12 protein-coding genes are annotated in these 15,543 nt (G+C 41.3%); 7 read left to right on the top strand and 5 right to left on the bottom strand.

The window, feature by feature from the left end; genetic code table 11:
- The first annotated feature begins 121 nt into the window (after nucleotides 1-121).
- Entirely contained in the window at nucleotides 122-1,264 is a 1,143-nt protein-coding gene (locus tag I585_RS11975) for a tyrosine-type recombinase/integrase (RefSeq protein WP_010742046.1), read from the top strand.
- Nucleotides 1,265-1,363: 99 nt separating this feature from the next.
- Here I585_RS11975 and I585_RS11970 read toward each other — a convergent pair whose 3' ends face one another.
- The gene (locus I585_RS11970) at nucleotides 1,364-1,639 is read right to left on the bottom strand and encodes an HU family DNA-binding protein (RefSeq protein WP_010742045.1); all 276 of its coding nucleotides are present in this window, start codon (nucleotides 1,637-1,639) and stop codon (nucleotides 1,364-1,366) included.
- Nucleotides 1,640-1,962: 323 nt separating this feature from the next.
- Between I585_RS11970 and I585_RS11965 the strand changes: the two genes are divergently transcribed.
- Both I585_RS11965 and I585_RS11960 read left to right on the top strand, forming a co-directional pair.
- Nucleotides 1,963-3,495, top strand: coding sequence for a helix-turn-helix domain containing protein (locus tag I585_RS11965; protein WP_010742044.1), 1,533 nt, complete (start codon nucleotides 1,963-1,965; stop codon nucleotides 3,493-3,495).
- Complete coding sequence (locus I585_RS11960) at nucleotides 3,464-4,978, top strand: AcpB/EbpR/MafR family transcriptional regulator (RefSeq protein WP_010742043.1); 1,515 nt, start codon at nucleotides 3,464-3,466, stop codon at nucleotides 4,976-4,978. The genes I585_RS11965 and I585_RS11960 overlap by 32 nt, the downstream gene beginning before the upstream one ends.
- Nucleotides 4,979-4,994: 16 nt before the next feature.
- Here the strand turns inward: I585_RS11960 and I585_RS11955 are convergent, their stop codons facing one another.
- Nucleotides 4,995-5,387 carry a hypothetical protein gene (locus I585_RS11955; protein WP_010742042.1) on the bottom strand — a complete coding sequence of 131 codons (393 nt, stop codon included), beginning with the start codon at nucleotides 5,385-5,387 and terminating at the stop codon, nucleotides 4,995-4,997.
- A 296-nt stretch (nucleotides 5,388-5,683) separates the two neighbouring features.
- Here I585_RS11955 and ald point away from each other — a divergent pair, with 296 nt between their 5' ends.
- On the top strand, nucleotides 5,684-6,820 hold the full coding sequence (gene ald, locus I585_RS11950) for an alanine dehydrogenase (RefSeq protein ID WP_010742041.1): 1,137 nt from the start codon (nucleotides 5,684-5,686) through the stop codon (nucleotides 6,818-6,820).
- Nucleotides 6,821-6,900: 80 nt separating this feature from the next.
- On the top strand, nucleotides 6,901-8,601 hold the full coding sequence (locus I585_RS11945; protein WP_010742040.1) for a M3 family oligoendopeptidase: 1,701 nt from the start codon (nucleotides 6,901-6,903) through the stop codon (nucleotides 8,599-8,601).
- Nucleotides 8,602-8,643: 42 nt separating this feature from the next.
- Here I585_RS11945 and I585_RS11940 read toward each other — a convergent pair whose 3' ends face one another.
- The 3 genes from I585_RS11940 to I585_RS11930 all read right to left on the bottom strand — a co-directional run bounded on the left by I585_RS11940 (nucleotide 8,644) and on the right by I585_RS11930 (nucleotide 12,873).
- Entirely contained in the window at nucleotides 8,644-10,107 is a 1,464-nt protein-coding gene (locus I585_RS11940) for an LPXTG cell wall anchor domain-containing protein (RefSeq protein ID WP_010742039.1), read from the bottom strand.
- A gap of 177 nt (nucleotides 10,108-10,284) precedes the next feature.
- Complete coding sequence (locus I585_RS11935; RefSeq protein WP_010742038.1) at nucleotides 10,285-11,694, bottom strand: LPXTG cell wall anchor domain-containing protein; 1,410 nt, start codon at nucleotides 11,692-11,694, stop codon at nucleotides 10,285-10,287.
- Nucleotides 11,695-12,093: 399 nt separating this feature from the next.
- Complete coding sequence (locus I585_RS11930) at nucleotides 12,094-12,873, bottom strand: ABC transporter ATP-binding protein (protein WP_010742037.1); 780 nt, start codon at nucleotides 12,871-12,873, stop codon at nucleotides 12,094-12,096.
- 105 nt (nucleotides 12,874-12,978) lie between these two features.
- Between I585_RS11930 and I585_RS11925 the strand changes: the two genes are divergently transcribed.
- Nucleotides 12,979-13,674 (top strand): TIGR00266 family protein, encoded by a 696-nt coding sequence (locus I585_RS11925; RefSeq protein ID WP_010742036.1) that lies wholly within the window; start codon nucleotides 12,979-12,981, stop codon nucleotides 13,672-13,674.
- 77 nt (nucleotides 13,675-13,751) lie between these two features.
- On the top strand, nucleotides 13,752-15,524 hold the full coding sequence (locus I585_RS11920; RefSeq protein ID WP_010742035.1) for a putative polysaccharide biosynthesis protein: 1,773 nt from the start codon (nucleotides 13,752-13,754) through the stop codon (nucleotides 15,522-15,524).
- Nucleotides 15,525-15,543: the final 19 nt, after the last annotated feature.

Below are 15,543 nucleotides of genomic sequence, written 5' to 3'. Positions count from 1 at the left end.
TTGTAAGATTTACTGTGATTATACACTATTTATCTTTATTGATGAAGGGATAAACACGATTAGCCTCAGGGCTTTTCTTTTTACTAAACAGAGAACATACATTCATAAGGAGATTTTAAAAATGTGGGTTGAACAAACTAAGGACGGGCGTTTCAAATTTATCGAGCGCTACAAAGATCCGTACACTGAGAAAACCCGAAAAAAATCAGTGATACTGAATAGCCAATCTAAACAGGCATGGAATAAAGCGTTAAGTATTCTGAATGATAAAATTGAAAATGAGCTGGCCAAAAAGAAAATTGACAAAGTCCCCTTCCAGCAAGTTTATACGGAGTGGGAAAATAATTATTTTAAATCATTGAGACCTAACTCAAAGAACACGTATGTAGCCATTCGAAAAATTATTTTCAAGGCTATTAACGAAGACATTTTAATTTCAAACATTGATACAAGATTGCTGCAGAATTTCTTTGCTTCTCTCGACTATTCTCAGACCTATGTCGCACATATCAAGTCAAACCTTAACCTAGTGTTCAAGTATGCGATTAAACTAGGCTACGCCGATAAAAACCCTGTAGAAAACGTGGAGATCATTTCTAAAGCGAAAACGTTAGAAGATATAGAACGTATTGAGGATAAGTACCTTGAAAAAAGTGAAGTAAAATTGATCCTAGATCAACTATATAAAAGTCGCTTAACTTTTCGTGTCGGACGACTAGCTGAATTTATGTATTTAACAGGAGTTCGCTTTGGCGAAGCAGTCGCATTAAGAGAAGAAAATTTCGACTTGGAGAATAATATCGTTCACATTAGAGGTACAATCGACTACAGCAAAGGTTACAAACAAAAAGCGATAGGACCAACCAAGACCCAGAAATCAAATAGAGATGTTCAGTTGACTCACCGGACGGTTGATCTAGTAAAACGCACTTTTGAGGAAAATAAACTAGATTTGGTATCCGAATCTGATTTTAGTAATGATGGGTTCGTTTTTGTGACCCGATCGGGAACGCCCATGCAAAATAGTTCATTCAATCGATCTTTTGCTGCTGCAGGTAAAAAAAGTGGAATTCACAAGCGATTAACCTCTCATATTCTTAGGCATACCCATGTTTCGTTACTCGCCGAACAGAACACACCTTTGAAAGCAATTATGGATCGAGTAGGGCACGAAGATGCAGACGTCACAAATAAAATTTATACGCACATTACCGATAAAATGAAGACTGACTTAATCAGCCAACTAGAAGAGAATGGTTTATAGCCATTCTTTTTCTTTTTGCCCCTTTTTTGCCCCTTTTACCCTTTCTACAAAACAAAAACCTGCAAGAGCCTTACAGCCCCAACAGGTCTAATGTCGATACTATTTTACAGCGTCTTTTAATTGTTTACCGGCTTTAAATGCTGGTGATTTGCTTGCTGCGATGGTGATTTCTTCACCTGTTTGAGGGTTACGGCCTTTACGAGCAGCACGTTCACGTACTTCAAAGTTACCAAAACCGATGACTTGGACTTTTTCGCCATCTTTTAATGATGATTGAATGCCGTCAAATAAAGCATCTACAGCTGATGTTGCGTCTTTCTTTGTTAATCCAGTTTTTTCTGCTACTTGTTCAACTAAACTTTGTTTATTGATCATAATGTATAGCCTCCACTATCTTTTTAATGTATTCCAAAGATAATTCTATTCGTTCTTGCGGAGAAAGGCAACAGTTAACGCTCTTTTTCTCTCTTTTTCGGTTTTTTCTTTTTTTTTAATTATATATTAAAAAATAAAAAATTTATTCAAAGTTTTTTAAAATAATTTGTATTTGCCCTTATTAAATTGGTATCCTAAATTATAATAATTCTTATTGATAGTTAGTTAAATAACAAATATAACGGATAATTAGGCCTTTTAGGCTTGTTTAACCACTCTTTTGACATTATATTAAATAAAAAAATATTCAGGGAGTTTTATTTATGAGTTTAAGAGGGTTAATGAGACAAGAATCATTGCGACGGATAATCATCGTTGAAAAACTTTACTATGAAAAAGATTTTGTGACTTCTGAAGAATTAATGGAGATATTGGATTGCTCACGACCTATATTGCTTAATGACATCCGTTTTCTAAATGAAGAAAATCTACCTATCAGAATTATTAAAAATAAAGGTCTTTACTCCATTGAGTTTGATTTTCACGCGACGATCGATACGATCTACGCCTACGTTTTACGCAGCAGTCTGGAATATGATATTATTGAAAGTCTCTTTTTTGAAAAGAATGAAAAGATTCAGTTTGCTGCGAAAGATTTGAATTGCAGCTTTTCCAACATGCAGCGCTATCTGATTGCGATTAAAAGCGAATTGCTTAAATGGGACATTGGCGTTAACCATCGCCCGCTGCAAATGGTCGGGGATGAAGCTTCAATTCGTCAATTTTACTATCTCTTCTTTAAAGAGTCACGAATACAATTTTCAAATTACGGCTTTTCAAAAAACCTGATTGACGCTGTCGACCAGTTGATTCGTCGAATTTTAGCCGACAATCATATTACGAATAACATGAATGTGCATTTTCAACTGATGCATAGTTTTTTGATTGGCCTGCAGCGTCGAAAACATGGACATAAGATGAAAGGTCTTTCTTCAAAATGCGGATTGATCATTCCTGAATTAGATCAGCTCACTCACTTGGGCTACCTAATCCGCCGAGAAAGCGAACGGCCCTTCAATGCGGCCTACTTACGTGAATGCTTGTGGCCGCTCTATTCTCACCAATTGATTTTGACTCGCCAGCAGCAGACCCTCGTTCATAAAAAAAATAGACAGTTGGCACATTTTTATGAAGCCCGTCATTTTTTAATAGACAAGGTCAATAATCTGTTAGTTACGCCGCTTTCTCAGACTGAGAGGCTGGATACCTTGCGGCAGCTGGGCAATCGCCTGTTCTGCTACAATCATAAAGAATGTTCGATTGAAATTATTCAAGAGACAGACAAAGCAATGTTGAAATTAATTGGGAAAAAGTACGGCCGAGAAATAAGAAAATTGAGTAAAATTGTGAGTGAATTTCTAATTCCGCGAAAGCAGGAGTTACTTATTTCGATGTATATCAGCAGCCTGATCACTATAATTCCGGACTTATTACAGCGCTTGGTCGATGCAGACCGTCCGATCAGAGTTCTTTTACTATCGGATACCTCTACATCTCATGAACGCTTTTGGCACTCTGTTTTTCCGGCTTATATTAAGGGGTCGGTTCAATATGAGTATTTTGAGAGTCCTTATCTTTTTCAAGAACAACTGGTCAACTTAACACGCAATTACGATTTGGTCGTCACAAATGTTACTATGAACAATTTGGTACCGGCTTGCCCATTGATCGCGATCAATACTTATCCGACATCAAAGGATTTCGATCGCATCCAACAATTTATAAATGACTATGAACCTCTTCCGTCACGAAAGGAACTATATAATGAACTTACGCCATCTGCTAAAGCGAGATAGCCAGCGTCAACTGCTCTTAATTGAAACACTTTATTATTCTCAACATCCTCGCTCGAGTGATGAATTATCTAAGATAACAGAATGTACAACACCAGCTTTCTTAAATGACATTCGCGCAATCAATGCCCAAAGTGATTACTATAAAATCGTGCGGGAAAATGGTTTATACCGTTTGGAACTTAAAGACAATGCCACGATCGATGTGCTTTTTTCAACCTTAATCAGAAACTCCGTGGCTTTCAAAATTTTGGAGGCGATTTTCTTTGAAGATTGCCTTTCTTTATTGGACCTTTCGAAAGCTCTATTTTGCAGCCTGACAACTATCCAAGCGGCGATGAAGGACTTACAGGAGGCCTTAGCAAAATGGAAGTTAACGATTCACCGCCGTCCCTTTCGATTAACCGGGAATGAAACGGCGATTCGTCATTCGTACTTCCTGTATTTTTCGGAAAAGAAAATTGAGCGGGAAAATACGCGCTTTAGTTCCGAATTTTTCCATTTCGGCGACGCGATTACTCGTTCAATGATTAAGAACAATAACCTTACAGTCTCTTTGGCCCAATATAATCGCTTGACGCTTTCCTTCTTTATCAGTCTTGTTCGTGTTTCCAGAGGGCATCGAGTATCTTCCCGTACCTTGGTTTCTACTAGTATAATTCCGCCTGATCAAAACACCATCAACAATTTCGGCCCTTATTTGCGTAATGAGTTGCTGATACTCTATTCCGAAGACGTGATGAAGGACAGTTTCTGGCTGCTCTACTCAGATTTGTTTTTACTAGGAGAAGAACAGCGAGATCGGGTTTTAGAAGCAAATCATTCCTTAGCTTATCATTATGAAACACATTATGAACTGACGGAAAAATTGAGTAAAATGCTGAACGAACCTTTAAGCGACCTGCAAAAGGACCAGTTAGCGACTATATTAATCAATCAGCATCTGTTTCATGCAACAACAAAGGAATTCATCAGTGTGGTACAGGATCGGAAAAAGGATTGTTTGCGTTTATTGGAGGTTTTTCACGCTCATTGTGTTCATCAGCTGCGTAAACTAGTGATTGATTTCACAGACGACTATCATCTATTCAACTCTACGGAATTTATCGATAATTATATCTATCAAATCATCGCCACTGTCCCAAGTTGTTTGAACGGCATGAAGCAATCGGAAAAGCCTGTCAATTTGTTGATTGTTTCAACCGATTCAAAAATGCAGGAGAGTTTATTAATCGAACTTTTACGCTTTTCAATTCGAGGGAATTACGTGATTCATCAAGTAAATGTCACTCAATTACATAATAAGAGCTACTTAGAAGTTTTTGAAGAACACGATGTAGTGATCAGTACGTCTACCTTTAACGTACCCAATTGCCAAACACCGATCATTGCTGTCGAGCTCTGTCCCAGCATTCATTCTCTGAACAAAATCCAGTTGATGGTCGATCAGACAAACGAACGAAACAATCTGCTGGCAATACAATAAAGAAGGACTTGAGCAATTACTCAAGTCCTTCTTTTTCTGCTGTTAAACGCGCCAACTCTTTATCCATCGAGGCCTTCTCTGCTGTTAAGCTGGCAATCATCCGCTGATATTTTTCTTTTCCATTCTTTTTACGAATTACATTCAATTGAATCGCAGAAAAAAGAATGATAAACAGTGATAAGATCACAATTACAGCGAAAATAACGCTTAACTGCACTCTAAAAAGTGTATATAGTAACACGATCAGGCCGATCACAATTTCGACAATGCTGAGTTTAGCTCTGCGTCCCCCGCCAAATACGATTCGCTTTAGCATGGGACCGTTAAGTAATTCCTCATAACGAGTCAAGCGTGCTTCCAGAAAGCTGACTTGCTCTTTTAATAGATCAATCCGTTGTTTTTCCGGCATAGTGACTTCGCTCCTTAATATCCTTTTCTTATTATCCCTAGTAATCTCCATTTTCGCAAATATTTTATTTCTTATTATCTAAATAATAATTTTTTATTCGGCAGCCCTCATCAATAAGAGCACGCTAAGCAGAATCGGGCGACTATTAAAATATGTAAAGGATTTCATTTGGTCACAATAATTCACATGCGTTAAATCCTTTGCAAATTCTTAGTTGAAATTGTTCTATATTCCTGTACAATTATTTTGTAAGCGAATCCACTTCGTATACGAATCGTTAAGAAGGAGTGTGTCAAATGATTATTGGAATTCCGAAAGAAATCAAGAACAATGAAAACCGTGTTGCCCTTCCCCCATCTGGAGTATTTGATCTAACCAATCGTGGTCATCAAGTATTAGTAGAAAAAGATGCCGGCAAAGGTTCCGCAATTTCAGACGAAGAGTATGCTGCAGCAGGTGCAACAATTATCGACAATGCCGCAGATGTTTGGGCTGCTGAAATGGTCATGAAAGTAAAAGAGCCGCTTCCCGAAGAGTATCAGTATTTCCGTAAAGGATTATTATTATTCACCTATTTACACTTAGCAGCAAACAGACCGTTAACAGAAGCTTTAGTAAACAGTGGTGTGAATGCGATTGCCTATGAAAATGTACAACCGGCAGATAATACATTGCCATTACTTGCACCAATGAGTGAAATTGCCGGCCGGATGGCTGCGCAAATCGGTGCCAACTATCTAGAACGTGTCAACGGCGGTAAAGGAATCCTGCTTTCTGGTGTTCCTGGCGTACGTCGCGGCAATGTTGTCGTAATCGGCGGTGGTGTTGTTGGATTGAATGCCGCAAAATTGGCTTTAGGTTTAGGAGCGAACGTAACTATTTTAGATGTCAGCGTTCCCCGCTTGAAGGAATTAGACATTATCTTCGGCAATAGTATCCAAACCATGATGTCAAACAGCTTCAATATTCAAGAATGCTTGAAAACGGCTGATTTAGTTATCGGGGCTGTTTTAATTCCAGGCCATAAAGCACCAACTTTAGTTACCAAAGAAATGGTCGCAAATATTCCTGATCATTCTGTCATCGTCGATGTTGCCATCGACCAAGGCGGGATTTTCGAAACTGAAGACCGCGTGACTACCCATGACGATCCAACTTATGTCAAAGAAGGTGTTGTTCATTACGCGGTTGCGAATATGCCTGGTGCTGTGCCGCAAACAGCGACTTATGCATTGAGTAATAGTACAATGGCGTATGCCAACTTATTGGCTAACAACCCGTTAGAAGAAATCTTGAAAAATGATTTAGCGCTTCGCCGCGGTGTGAATACTTACAACGGCAAGTTGACGATTGAAGCTGTCGCAAAAGATTTATCGATGGACTATACGCAGCTGGATGAGTTGCTAAACGAAGAATTAATGATGAATTCGTAAGAATGATTAAACCTGCCAGCCTCCTGCTGGCAGGTTTTTTTGTTATACTTAGTTAGCTTATAAATAAATGGAGGTCTCATATGATATTTTCTGATTTTACTTATGAACGTCCTGATCTTAATCAGTATGAAACGACGTTCAATGCAGCAAATAAACATTTTTCCGAAGCAAACAGCTATTCGGATGCCAAAACGGCTTTGCAGGAGCTGAACCGTTTGCGCGGTGACATGGCCAAAAACATGAAATTAGCCTATATCCGTCACTCCATTGATACTAGTGACAACTTTTATCGTGACGAGAATGATTTTTGGGACCATCATGAACCGCTGGTCAATCAGATCCACAATCATTTTTATGAAAGCTTGCTGTCCTCCCCTTTTCGAACTCAACTGGAAGCAGACTTTCCGGCGACGCTGTTTCTTTTTGCGGAGGATCAATTGCGGCTTTTAGATGATTCGGTGATTGAATTAAAACAGCAGGAAAACGAAATGGTCAGCCAGTATATCCAAGTGATCGCCTCGGCTGAATTAGAGTTTGAAGGCAAAAAACGCACGTTGTCAGAACTGTCGGCTTTCTTTACAGAGCCCAATCGTGAGACCCGCAAAGCCGCCCACGCGGTTTATGAGAGCTTCTTCGTGACTCATGAACAAGAAATTGATGAGATCTTTGATCAATTAGTCTCGCTGCGTCATCAGCAGGCACAAAAATTAGGCTTCGCGAATTACGTGGAGTACGGCGATCGGTTAATGAATCGTTGGAGCTATGACCGCCAACAGCTTCATGCTTTCCGTCAGTTTATTGTAGAAGAAGTCGTCCCGATCAATCAAAAACTATACAAACGCCAACAAGAACGCCTTGGGATTGACACACTCTTCCATTATGATCTGCCGCTGGTCTATCCAACAGGCAATCCGCGACCACAAGGAAATAGAAACGACTTAGTTCAAAAAGCCCAAGCGATGTATCATGAACTGTCGGACGAAACGGGAAACTTTTTTGACCAAATGATCCAGCAAGAATTGATGGACTTGGCTGGCCGCCCCGGCAAGCAAAGCGGCGGTTACTGCGAGTTTATCGATGAGGTGCAGATGCCCTTCATCTTTGCTAATTTCAACGGAACCTCCGATGATGTTGATGTCTTGACCCATGAAACCGGTCATGCTTTCCAAAGCTATTTGTCCCGTTGGATCACTGAACCCGAATTGGTTTTTCCAACATCTGACACCGCTGAAATCCACTCGATGAGTATGGAATTTCTAACGTGGCCGTGGATGAGCAAATTTTTCGGTACGGATAGCGAGAAATACAAATTCGCTCATTTAAGCAGTGCTCTGCAATTCTTGCCTTATGGCGCTTTAGTCGATCATTTCCAAGAAGAGATCTATCTGCATCCAGAATGGTCGGCGGCTGACCGGAAGAATTGCTGGCGAGAGTTAGAGAAACGGTATTGTCCAGAACGCGACTATCAATCTTCGGAAGCGTTAGCCCACGGGATCTATTGGTATCGTCAAGGGCATATTTTTGAAGTTCCCTTCTATTACATCGACTATACCTTGGCACAAGTTTGTGCTTTGCAGTTCTGGCAGCGTAGTATCGTTGAACAGGACCCGACCACATGGGAAGATTACCTAGCGATTTGTCGCATCGGCGGCAGTAAGACCTTTTTGGAGACCGTTCAATTAGGTCATCTATCATCGCCATTTGACCACGCGAAAATGACCGCCCTATTGGCTGCGGTCGATCAGTATCTAGCTGCGATTCCTGAAACAGAACTGAATTAATCGTCAAAAGAACCTGCTGAGATTTTTCAGCAGGTTCTTGTTTTATCCTTTTTTCTTATTCAAAAAGATGGCCGTGAACAAGGAAATGCATGCCCCACCGAGAATCGCCAAATATGAACTGGACTGCTCGTTGGTTTTTGGCAACTCCGCTTGTGCTATCTGAGGTACTGCTGTTGATTTCGTTGAACCGACAGATTGGGTCGCTTTTTCACTTAGCTGATTGGCTTCAGTTTTTGCCAAAACCGTTGCCACCCATGAGCCGGGTTTGGCAATTAGGTTTGCTGATTGATCCTGTGAACGCTCATTTACTTCCGACTCCTCTGGTTCTTCTACATCAATTGGGATGGTCGGATCAACGATGCCCGGTGGAATTTCGCCGATTGTCACGGGCACTTTAAAGGAATAATTAAAAACCGCATTCGTTTCATACTCCTGATTGTAACGTACATCAAATCCGGAAACATTTTTATAGGTGTAGGTCAGCCAATAGTGCATATTCAGATTATTAATTTTATTATTATTGATCTCGCCGATTTTAATGTAACCATCATGTTTTTTATAATAAAGCTGATTGGACTTTGTTACATAGAAATTCTGGATATTATTCGCATCAAAAAGATCGATGCTTTGTTCCAAGTCGATATCGGTAAAATTGAAAAAGCCCGACAGCTTGACTGGATTGGCGGTTAAATTATCTAGGAAAGAGTAATTCAGCAGCACGTCGCGAATCCCACTCATTGTGATCCCGTTGTCTTTATTGATCTGCAGGATTTGTTTGCCCGCAAGAGCCGTCCAGCCTTTGACAGTGATTCTCATGTCGATGACTTTCCCTTGGTAGCTGCCGACATTTTTATAGGTGACGGTGATTGTGTTTGGCTTTTCTGTATCCAGATCAAAGGTGAAGGTGTAGCCGTCGTTCACATAATTATTCGTGCCGCCGATCACGATACCCTGCACATTTGCAAAGTTCGGCATGAAGGCATGGTCATTAGGAAGCTGTGTATTTTCATCAGTAATCGTCTTCTGGTGATCCACGATCTTGCCGTCATTTTCTTCTTTCAAAGCTGGTGCAGAGGCTCTTGTTTCGCTTGATTCCCCCGTTGCAGCAGGTTCGGACTGCTTTTCCTGTACAGTCGGGGGTTCTTCTGTCGTTTTATCTGGTTCAATTATCGCTGTTGTTTCGGTTGATTCAGGAGAGACAGACGACGACTCTGTAACTTCAGAGTCGGTCACCTCTTCTATCTGCACTGCTGAATTTTCTGATTCAATTGAATACGTTGAAACTGCGGTTGGTTCTGCCTGCTCAGCGGCAATTTCTTGCTCACTAATTGGCGAAGCCTCCACTTCCTCAGCGGGACTTTCCGAAACATTATGGGGTCGTTCAACTAACTCGGTCGTTATATTCGCCGCTTCTGATTCAGTGACTTCTTCACCCCAGACTACATTTGGAATCATTGAAACGCCTAAGAGTGCCACCGAAAATAGATAAATGCTTTTTTTAGCCATAAAAAAGCCTCCTTTATGATAAATATCAATAATTATTATAACGTTTATTATCTAATTTGCTGTTTTTTCTACGATAATAATATTTAATCTTTATAATAATCATTTTATTTGTTTTGAAGGCCTAGCTAGATCGACAGATAAAAAGGCTCCTCGGTTTTTTCCGAGGAGCCGCTATTTCTATACTTTCTTCTTATTCAAGAATAATGCGGTGAAAAGGAATAGGCAGGCACCGCCAAGTGTGATAAAAATTGAGCTTACTTTATCATTTGTTTGCGGCAGCACGGCTTGTTTCAACGGTTCTGCTTTTTTAACCTCGACCTTTTTCACTTCTGTTTTTGCTACTTCACCCTTTGCAGGTGCCGCTTTAGCAGCAAGACTTACCGTTGCGGTCTCAGTTTTGACCGGGACAACTTCGTCGGTTGCAGTTTCTTCTTCGATCGGCGTTTCTTCAACGACTTCTGGCTCTTTTGTCTCAGGGACGACCGCCGTTTCTTCAATGACGATCGGTGCTTGGTACGTGTAATTAAAGACGGCACCAGAATCGTAATCTTGATTATAGCGGACATCAAAGTTAGAAATATTTTTGTAAGTATAGGTCAGCCAATGATCCATGTTTAGATCATTGGTCCTGTCTCCATTAATCTCGCCGACTCTGATAAAACCGTTATGTGTTTTAACGTATAGTTCGTTGCCCTTAGTAACGTAAAAATTCTGTACGTTGTTATGGTCAAATAAATCGATACTTTGCTTCAAGTCGATATCAGTAAAATTGAAAAAGCCCGACACATTTGCCGCCTTAGCGGTTAAATTATCAAGAAACGAATAGTTCAAGCGAACATCGCTGATTCCATTCATGGTAATTCCATTTCTTTTGCTAATTGACAATTGTGCGTAGACACTTCCAGTAAAGACAGTCCAATCCTTGACCGTCACCTTCATATCAATTACTTTTCCATTGTAGGTACCAACATTTTTATAGATGACGGTAATTGAGTTTTTTGCCGCATTTTTCAAATCAAAAACGAAGTAGCTCGTTCGCTCTGTGTAGCCGGCACTCGATTGCACCACAATGTCATCTAGCTGATCAAAATTAGGCATGAAGTTGTATTCGGCAGAAATTTTAGCCTCTTCATCTGTAATCGCTTTTTCGTGGTCGACGATTTTCCCGTCATTGTCATCCTTTAAAAACGGTATCGCTGCCCGTGCTGCTTTTTGCTGCGGTGCGGCAAATGGTTCAACCTTTTTTTCTGGCTCAATTGTTTTTGGCTCCGCGGCCGCTGGTTCTTCTGGTGCTGCGACTGGTTCAGCTGGGACTTCGATCTCTTCAGTATTACTTTCCTGATTTTCGGTAGCTGGAAGTTCAGCTGCTTCTTCCCCAATCGAAGCTTGCTGTTCGGTCGGTGCTTCCACCACTGTTTCTTCAGGCTCAGCGACCGGTTGTTCCACACTATTGACAGGGCTTTCAACCAACTCTGTTGTTATAGCAGGTGCAGCCGATTCGATTGCCTCGTCGGCCCATGCGCTGCTGGGCACTAGCGATAACCCTAATATCGCTACAGAAAACAAATAAACACTTTTTCTAAACATACAACATCCTCCTTTTTATGATAAATACCGTCTCTTATTATAACACACTGAATCAGAATCCGCATGTGTACCAGAAACTCCCATAACCACATTAATTACCATTTAAATAGTGATTTTTAACAACACATATAAAAGAAATAAATCGATAAATTAATTGTTAAATAACATAAAAATAAAATCGAACGAAAAAATAAAGATCGGTGATTTAAATCTAAAATTTCAACTATCAGGAAATGTATCGCTATTTTTTTGAATAGATATTTCAAGTCGAAAATAAGAACATGTTTCACTCCCGCTACTAAATGCGTTTAGACGAACATAATTCCCACTTATTTCTTTTGCGATATTTTTATTTACATAATTCAAACGTAAAAAAAGACTCTCAAAACGAGAGTCCTTTTATTTAGGAATCACCATCATGCGATCGTCACTCATTCCATGAATTTCGATCGGCCGTTGATAGAACTCATTCAGTACGTCTACTTTCAAAAGTTCTTCTCGTTGGCCTTGTTTAAAAATTTTGCCATCGCGAATCATCAGCACGTGATTCAACAATGGTAAAATTTCTTCGGTATGATGGGTCACGTACAATAAGCTTGGCGCATCCGCCGCTTGTTTCATTTTTTTGATTCGTGCCAATAAATCCTCACGAGCAAATAAATCCAATCCATTACACGGCTCGTCCAAGATCAACAGCTCTGGTTTGGCCATTAATGCCCGAGCGATCAAAACGATTTGTTTTTCTCCCTGAGACAATACTTGATACACCTTGCCAATCAACTTTTTGGCTCCTAAGGAATTCAAAACTTGTTTGGCCTCTTCCAGTTCTTCCACTGAAAACTTCTGATAAATACCGATACTGGCGAACTTCCCTGACAAAACGATATATTCAGCCTGTTCTTCTCGATGAATTCGTTCTTGTAAGGACTGACTCACCCAGCCGATTCGTTTCGTTAGATCAGGAATCGACGTTTGACCAAATAACTCACCCAAGACCGTCAGCTTTCCGCTAGAAGGCCATAAATTGCCTGAAATCATGTTCAGCATCAAGCTTTTTCCGGCACCGTTCAACCCTAAGACGGCCCAATCCTCGCCTGCTTTGATCTGCCAATTAATATCTTCTAATAGAACCGTTTGCTGACGAACGAATTGAACGTGCTCAAATGCTAATATTTCCATACCTTCTCCTCCATCTTTTCCCTTTTAATAATCTTATCAAAATCTCACAGAAAAGATATGGGAAATGTTATAATTTTAGCAAATGTCTTTGAAGGGAGTTTTACTATGAATTACGAATTATCTGAAAGCACTTTTGCCCCTATCGCAAAGGTGACACTGCAGCGCGGAGAACAATTACGGATCGAACCAGGTGCAATGGTTTATGAGATCGGGGAAATAGAATTAGAAGGCCAAATGAATACCAATGGCAAGAAAGGTCTTGGCGGTGCATTAAGTGCTTTGGGCCGCTCGGTGACTAGCGGCGAAAGCTTCTTCATCAGTACAGCCACTGCCCACTCTGCTAATGCCATGATCGCCATCGCTCCAGCGGTACCGGGGAAAATCTTTGCCCTCGATGTCGGTGCAGAACACTGGCGTTTGAATACTGGTGCTTTTCTTGCCAGCGAAGAAAACGTCAACTACCAAATGAAACGACAAAAACTTTCTGGTGCCCTATTAGGCGGAACCGGCGGCTTTTTCGTCATGGAAACGACCGGCAGCGGGCAAATCTTAGTTTCTGCTTTTGGCGATGTTGAGAAAATCGAATTAGACGGCAGTGCACCGGTAATTATTGATAATCAGCATGTGATCGCTTGGACCAGCTCGTTGGATTACAACATCAAGGTGGCCTCAGGTACCTTCGGCTTCAAGACCGGCGAAGGCGTGGTCAATGAATTCCACGGACGCGGATCTGTCTATATTCAAACGCGAAACCTTGAAAGCTTCGCCAGTCATATCAATACCTTTATCCCTAATTCTTAAAGATTTCCTGACAGGATTGTAACTCCCTGGAAGAACAGGTAAAATATGGAGGATACTGTTGCAGAAAGCTGGTTTATATGACTGAAAAAAATAGCTACGAAAACGAGTTGCAGGGTTCAAGATCCCGCGTCGCTCGTTATCATACAGAAGCGGCACCGCCGCCTAAAAAAGAACACAAAAGGAATACAGCGCAGGCGCCTGAAGCAGAGCCAATAACAGACGCCCCTGCTGAACCCAAAAAACAGGCCACAGCTCAAGAGAAAATGGTGCAAAGCACAGCTTGGCTGACGGTCGGGAATATCTTCTCCCGTTTACTAGGTGCCGTTTACGTAATCCCTTGGATTGCTTGGATGCAGCCCCATGGCTTAGAGGCCAACTATTTGTACACTAAGGGCTACAACGTTTACGCGCTCTTTCTTATGATTTCTACCGCGGGGATTCCAGCGGCGGTAGCTAAACAAACAGCCCGTTATAATTCCATGAATGAATACGGGTTAAGTAAAAAACTATTGTTTTACACCATGCGGCTGATGACCATCGGCGGTGTGATTTGTGCCGCTATTATGTTTGTGGGCGCACCATACCTGTCTCAAGGCAACGCTGACCTAGTTCCAGTCATGCGCTCCTTAAGTGTCGTGCTGCTGATTTTCCCGGCTATGAGTGTAATCCGCGGCTTCTTCCAAGGAAACAACAATATGAAGCCTTACGCGATCTCTCAAATTGTCGAGCAAATCGCCCGAGTCTGCTACATGTTAGCTTCCGCTTTCATTATCATGCAGATCAACAACGGCAGTTACAAGACAGCTGTTGTACATTCAACGTTCGCTGCCTTCATTGGTGTCGCCTTCGCGATGGGAGTTCTATTGTTCTCGCTTTTGAAAGAACGGACAGCCTTTCGTGAATTGATCAGAGAAAGCAATAACGAGATTACCTTCTCCGGGCGTCAATTAGTCCTGCAAATGATCCAGCAAGCGATCCCGTTCATTATTGTCGGCAGTGCGATCAGTATTTTCAAGCTGATTGATCAATATTCCTTTGAAAAAATCATGTCGATCGTAACGAATTATTCCGCGGCGAAAAATGCCGACCTGTTTGCGTTAATCTCCGCCAATCCGGATAAATTGACGATGGTGGTGATCGCACTTGGGACAGCGATGGCAACGGCCGGTTTGCCACTGATCACGGAACGTTTTACGAAAAAAGATCACAAAGGATTAGCCAAACTAGTAACGAATAATATCCAATTATTGTTCTTCGTAATGATGCCGGCGACTGTCGGAATGTTCATCTTGGCTTATCCCTTGAATACCCTATTCTACTGGCCGAATCCGCTGGGCGCGCAACTATTGGCCGCTTCCTGTGTGGTCGGCATCATGATGGGACTCTTCATGGTCTGTTCTACGATGCTGCAAGGTTTAGATGGCAACATGCAAGCTGTCTGGTTTTTAGGTATCGGGATCTTCGTTAAGGCTGTTTCACAATTTCCACTGACCTTTATGTTTGAGGCTTACGGCCCGCTGATCGCTACATTTGTGGGATTCCTAGTCGCAAATATGTTCTTATTGGATCGAATCCATGTCATCACGCAATTTCCGTTTAGAGAAACGATGACCTCTATTGGAAAAGTTACATTGATGTCGCTGGCAATGGGTGTGGTCGCCTTTGTCGTGAAATACGGCTGTGAATTAGTTTTAAGCTCAGATTCGAAAATGCAATCCATGATCATTATTCTGATCGTCGCGGCCTTTGGCGGATTGACTTACATGATCTTAGCGTTGAAGACGCGGATGGCCGATAAATTATTAGGCCCTCGGGTGGATGGCATTCGCCGTCGATTACGGATGCGTTAAACCTATTTAAGTCGTGCAG

This window comes from Enterococcus malodoratus ATCC 43197, from assembly GCF_000407185.1.
Classification (GTDB): Bacteria; Bacillota; Bacilli; order Lactobacillales; family Enterococcaceae; genus Enterococcus_A; species Enterococcus_A malodoratus.
This window is presented reverse-complemented; position numbering and strand designations above follow the sequence as displayed.

Bases quoted from the DNA above. Each gene is read 5' to 3' on its own strand.
- I585_RS11975 (WP_010742046.1), top strand. From the start codon at position 122: ATGTGGGTTGAACAAACTAAGGACGGGCGTTTCAAATTTATCGAGCGC.
- I585_RS11970 (WP_010742045.1), bottom strand. From the start codon at position 1,639: ATGATCAATAAACAAAGTTTAGTTGAACAAGTAGCAGAAAAAACTGGA.
- I585_RS11965 (WP_010742044.1), top strand. From the start codon at position 1,963: ATGAGTTTAAGAGGGTTAATGAGACAAGAATCATTGCGACGGATAATC.
- I585_RS11960 (WP_010742043.1), top strand. From the start codon at position 3,464: ATGAACTTACGCCATCTGCTAAAGCGAGATAGCCAGCGTCAACTGCTC.
- I585_RS11955 (WP_010742042.1), bottom strand. From the start codon at position 5,387: ATGCCGGAAAAACAACGGATTGATCTATTAAAAGAGCAAGTCAGCTTT.
- ald (WP_010742041.1), top strand. From the start codon at position 5,684: ATGATTATTGGAATTCCGAAAGAAATCAAGAACAATGAAAACCGTGTT.
- I585_RS11945 (WP_010742040.1), top strand. From the start codon at position 6,901: ATGATATTTTCTGATTTTACTTATGAACGTCCTGATCTTAATCAGTAT.
- I585_RS11940 (WP_010742039.1), bottom strand. From the start codon at position 10,107: ATGGCTAAAAAAAGCATTTATCTATTTTCGGTGGCACTCTTAGGCGTT.
- I585_RS11935 (WP_010742038.1), bottom strand. From the start codon at position 11,694: ATGTTTAGAAAAAGTGTTTATTTGTTTTCTGTAGCGATATTAGGGTTA.
- I585_RS11930 (WP_010742037.1), bottom strand. From the start codon at position 12,873: ATGGAAATATTAGCATTTGAGCACGTTCAATTCGTTCGTCAGCAAACG.
- I585_RS11925 (WP_010742036.1), top strand. From the start codon at position 12,979: ATGAATTACGAATTATCTGAAAGCACTTTTGCCCCTATCGCAAAGGTG.
- I585_RS11920 (WP_010742035.1), top strand. From the start codon at position 13,752: ATGACTGAAAAAAATAGCTACGAAAACGAGTTGCAGGGTTCAAGATCC.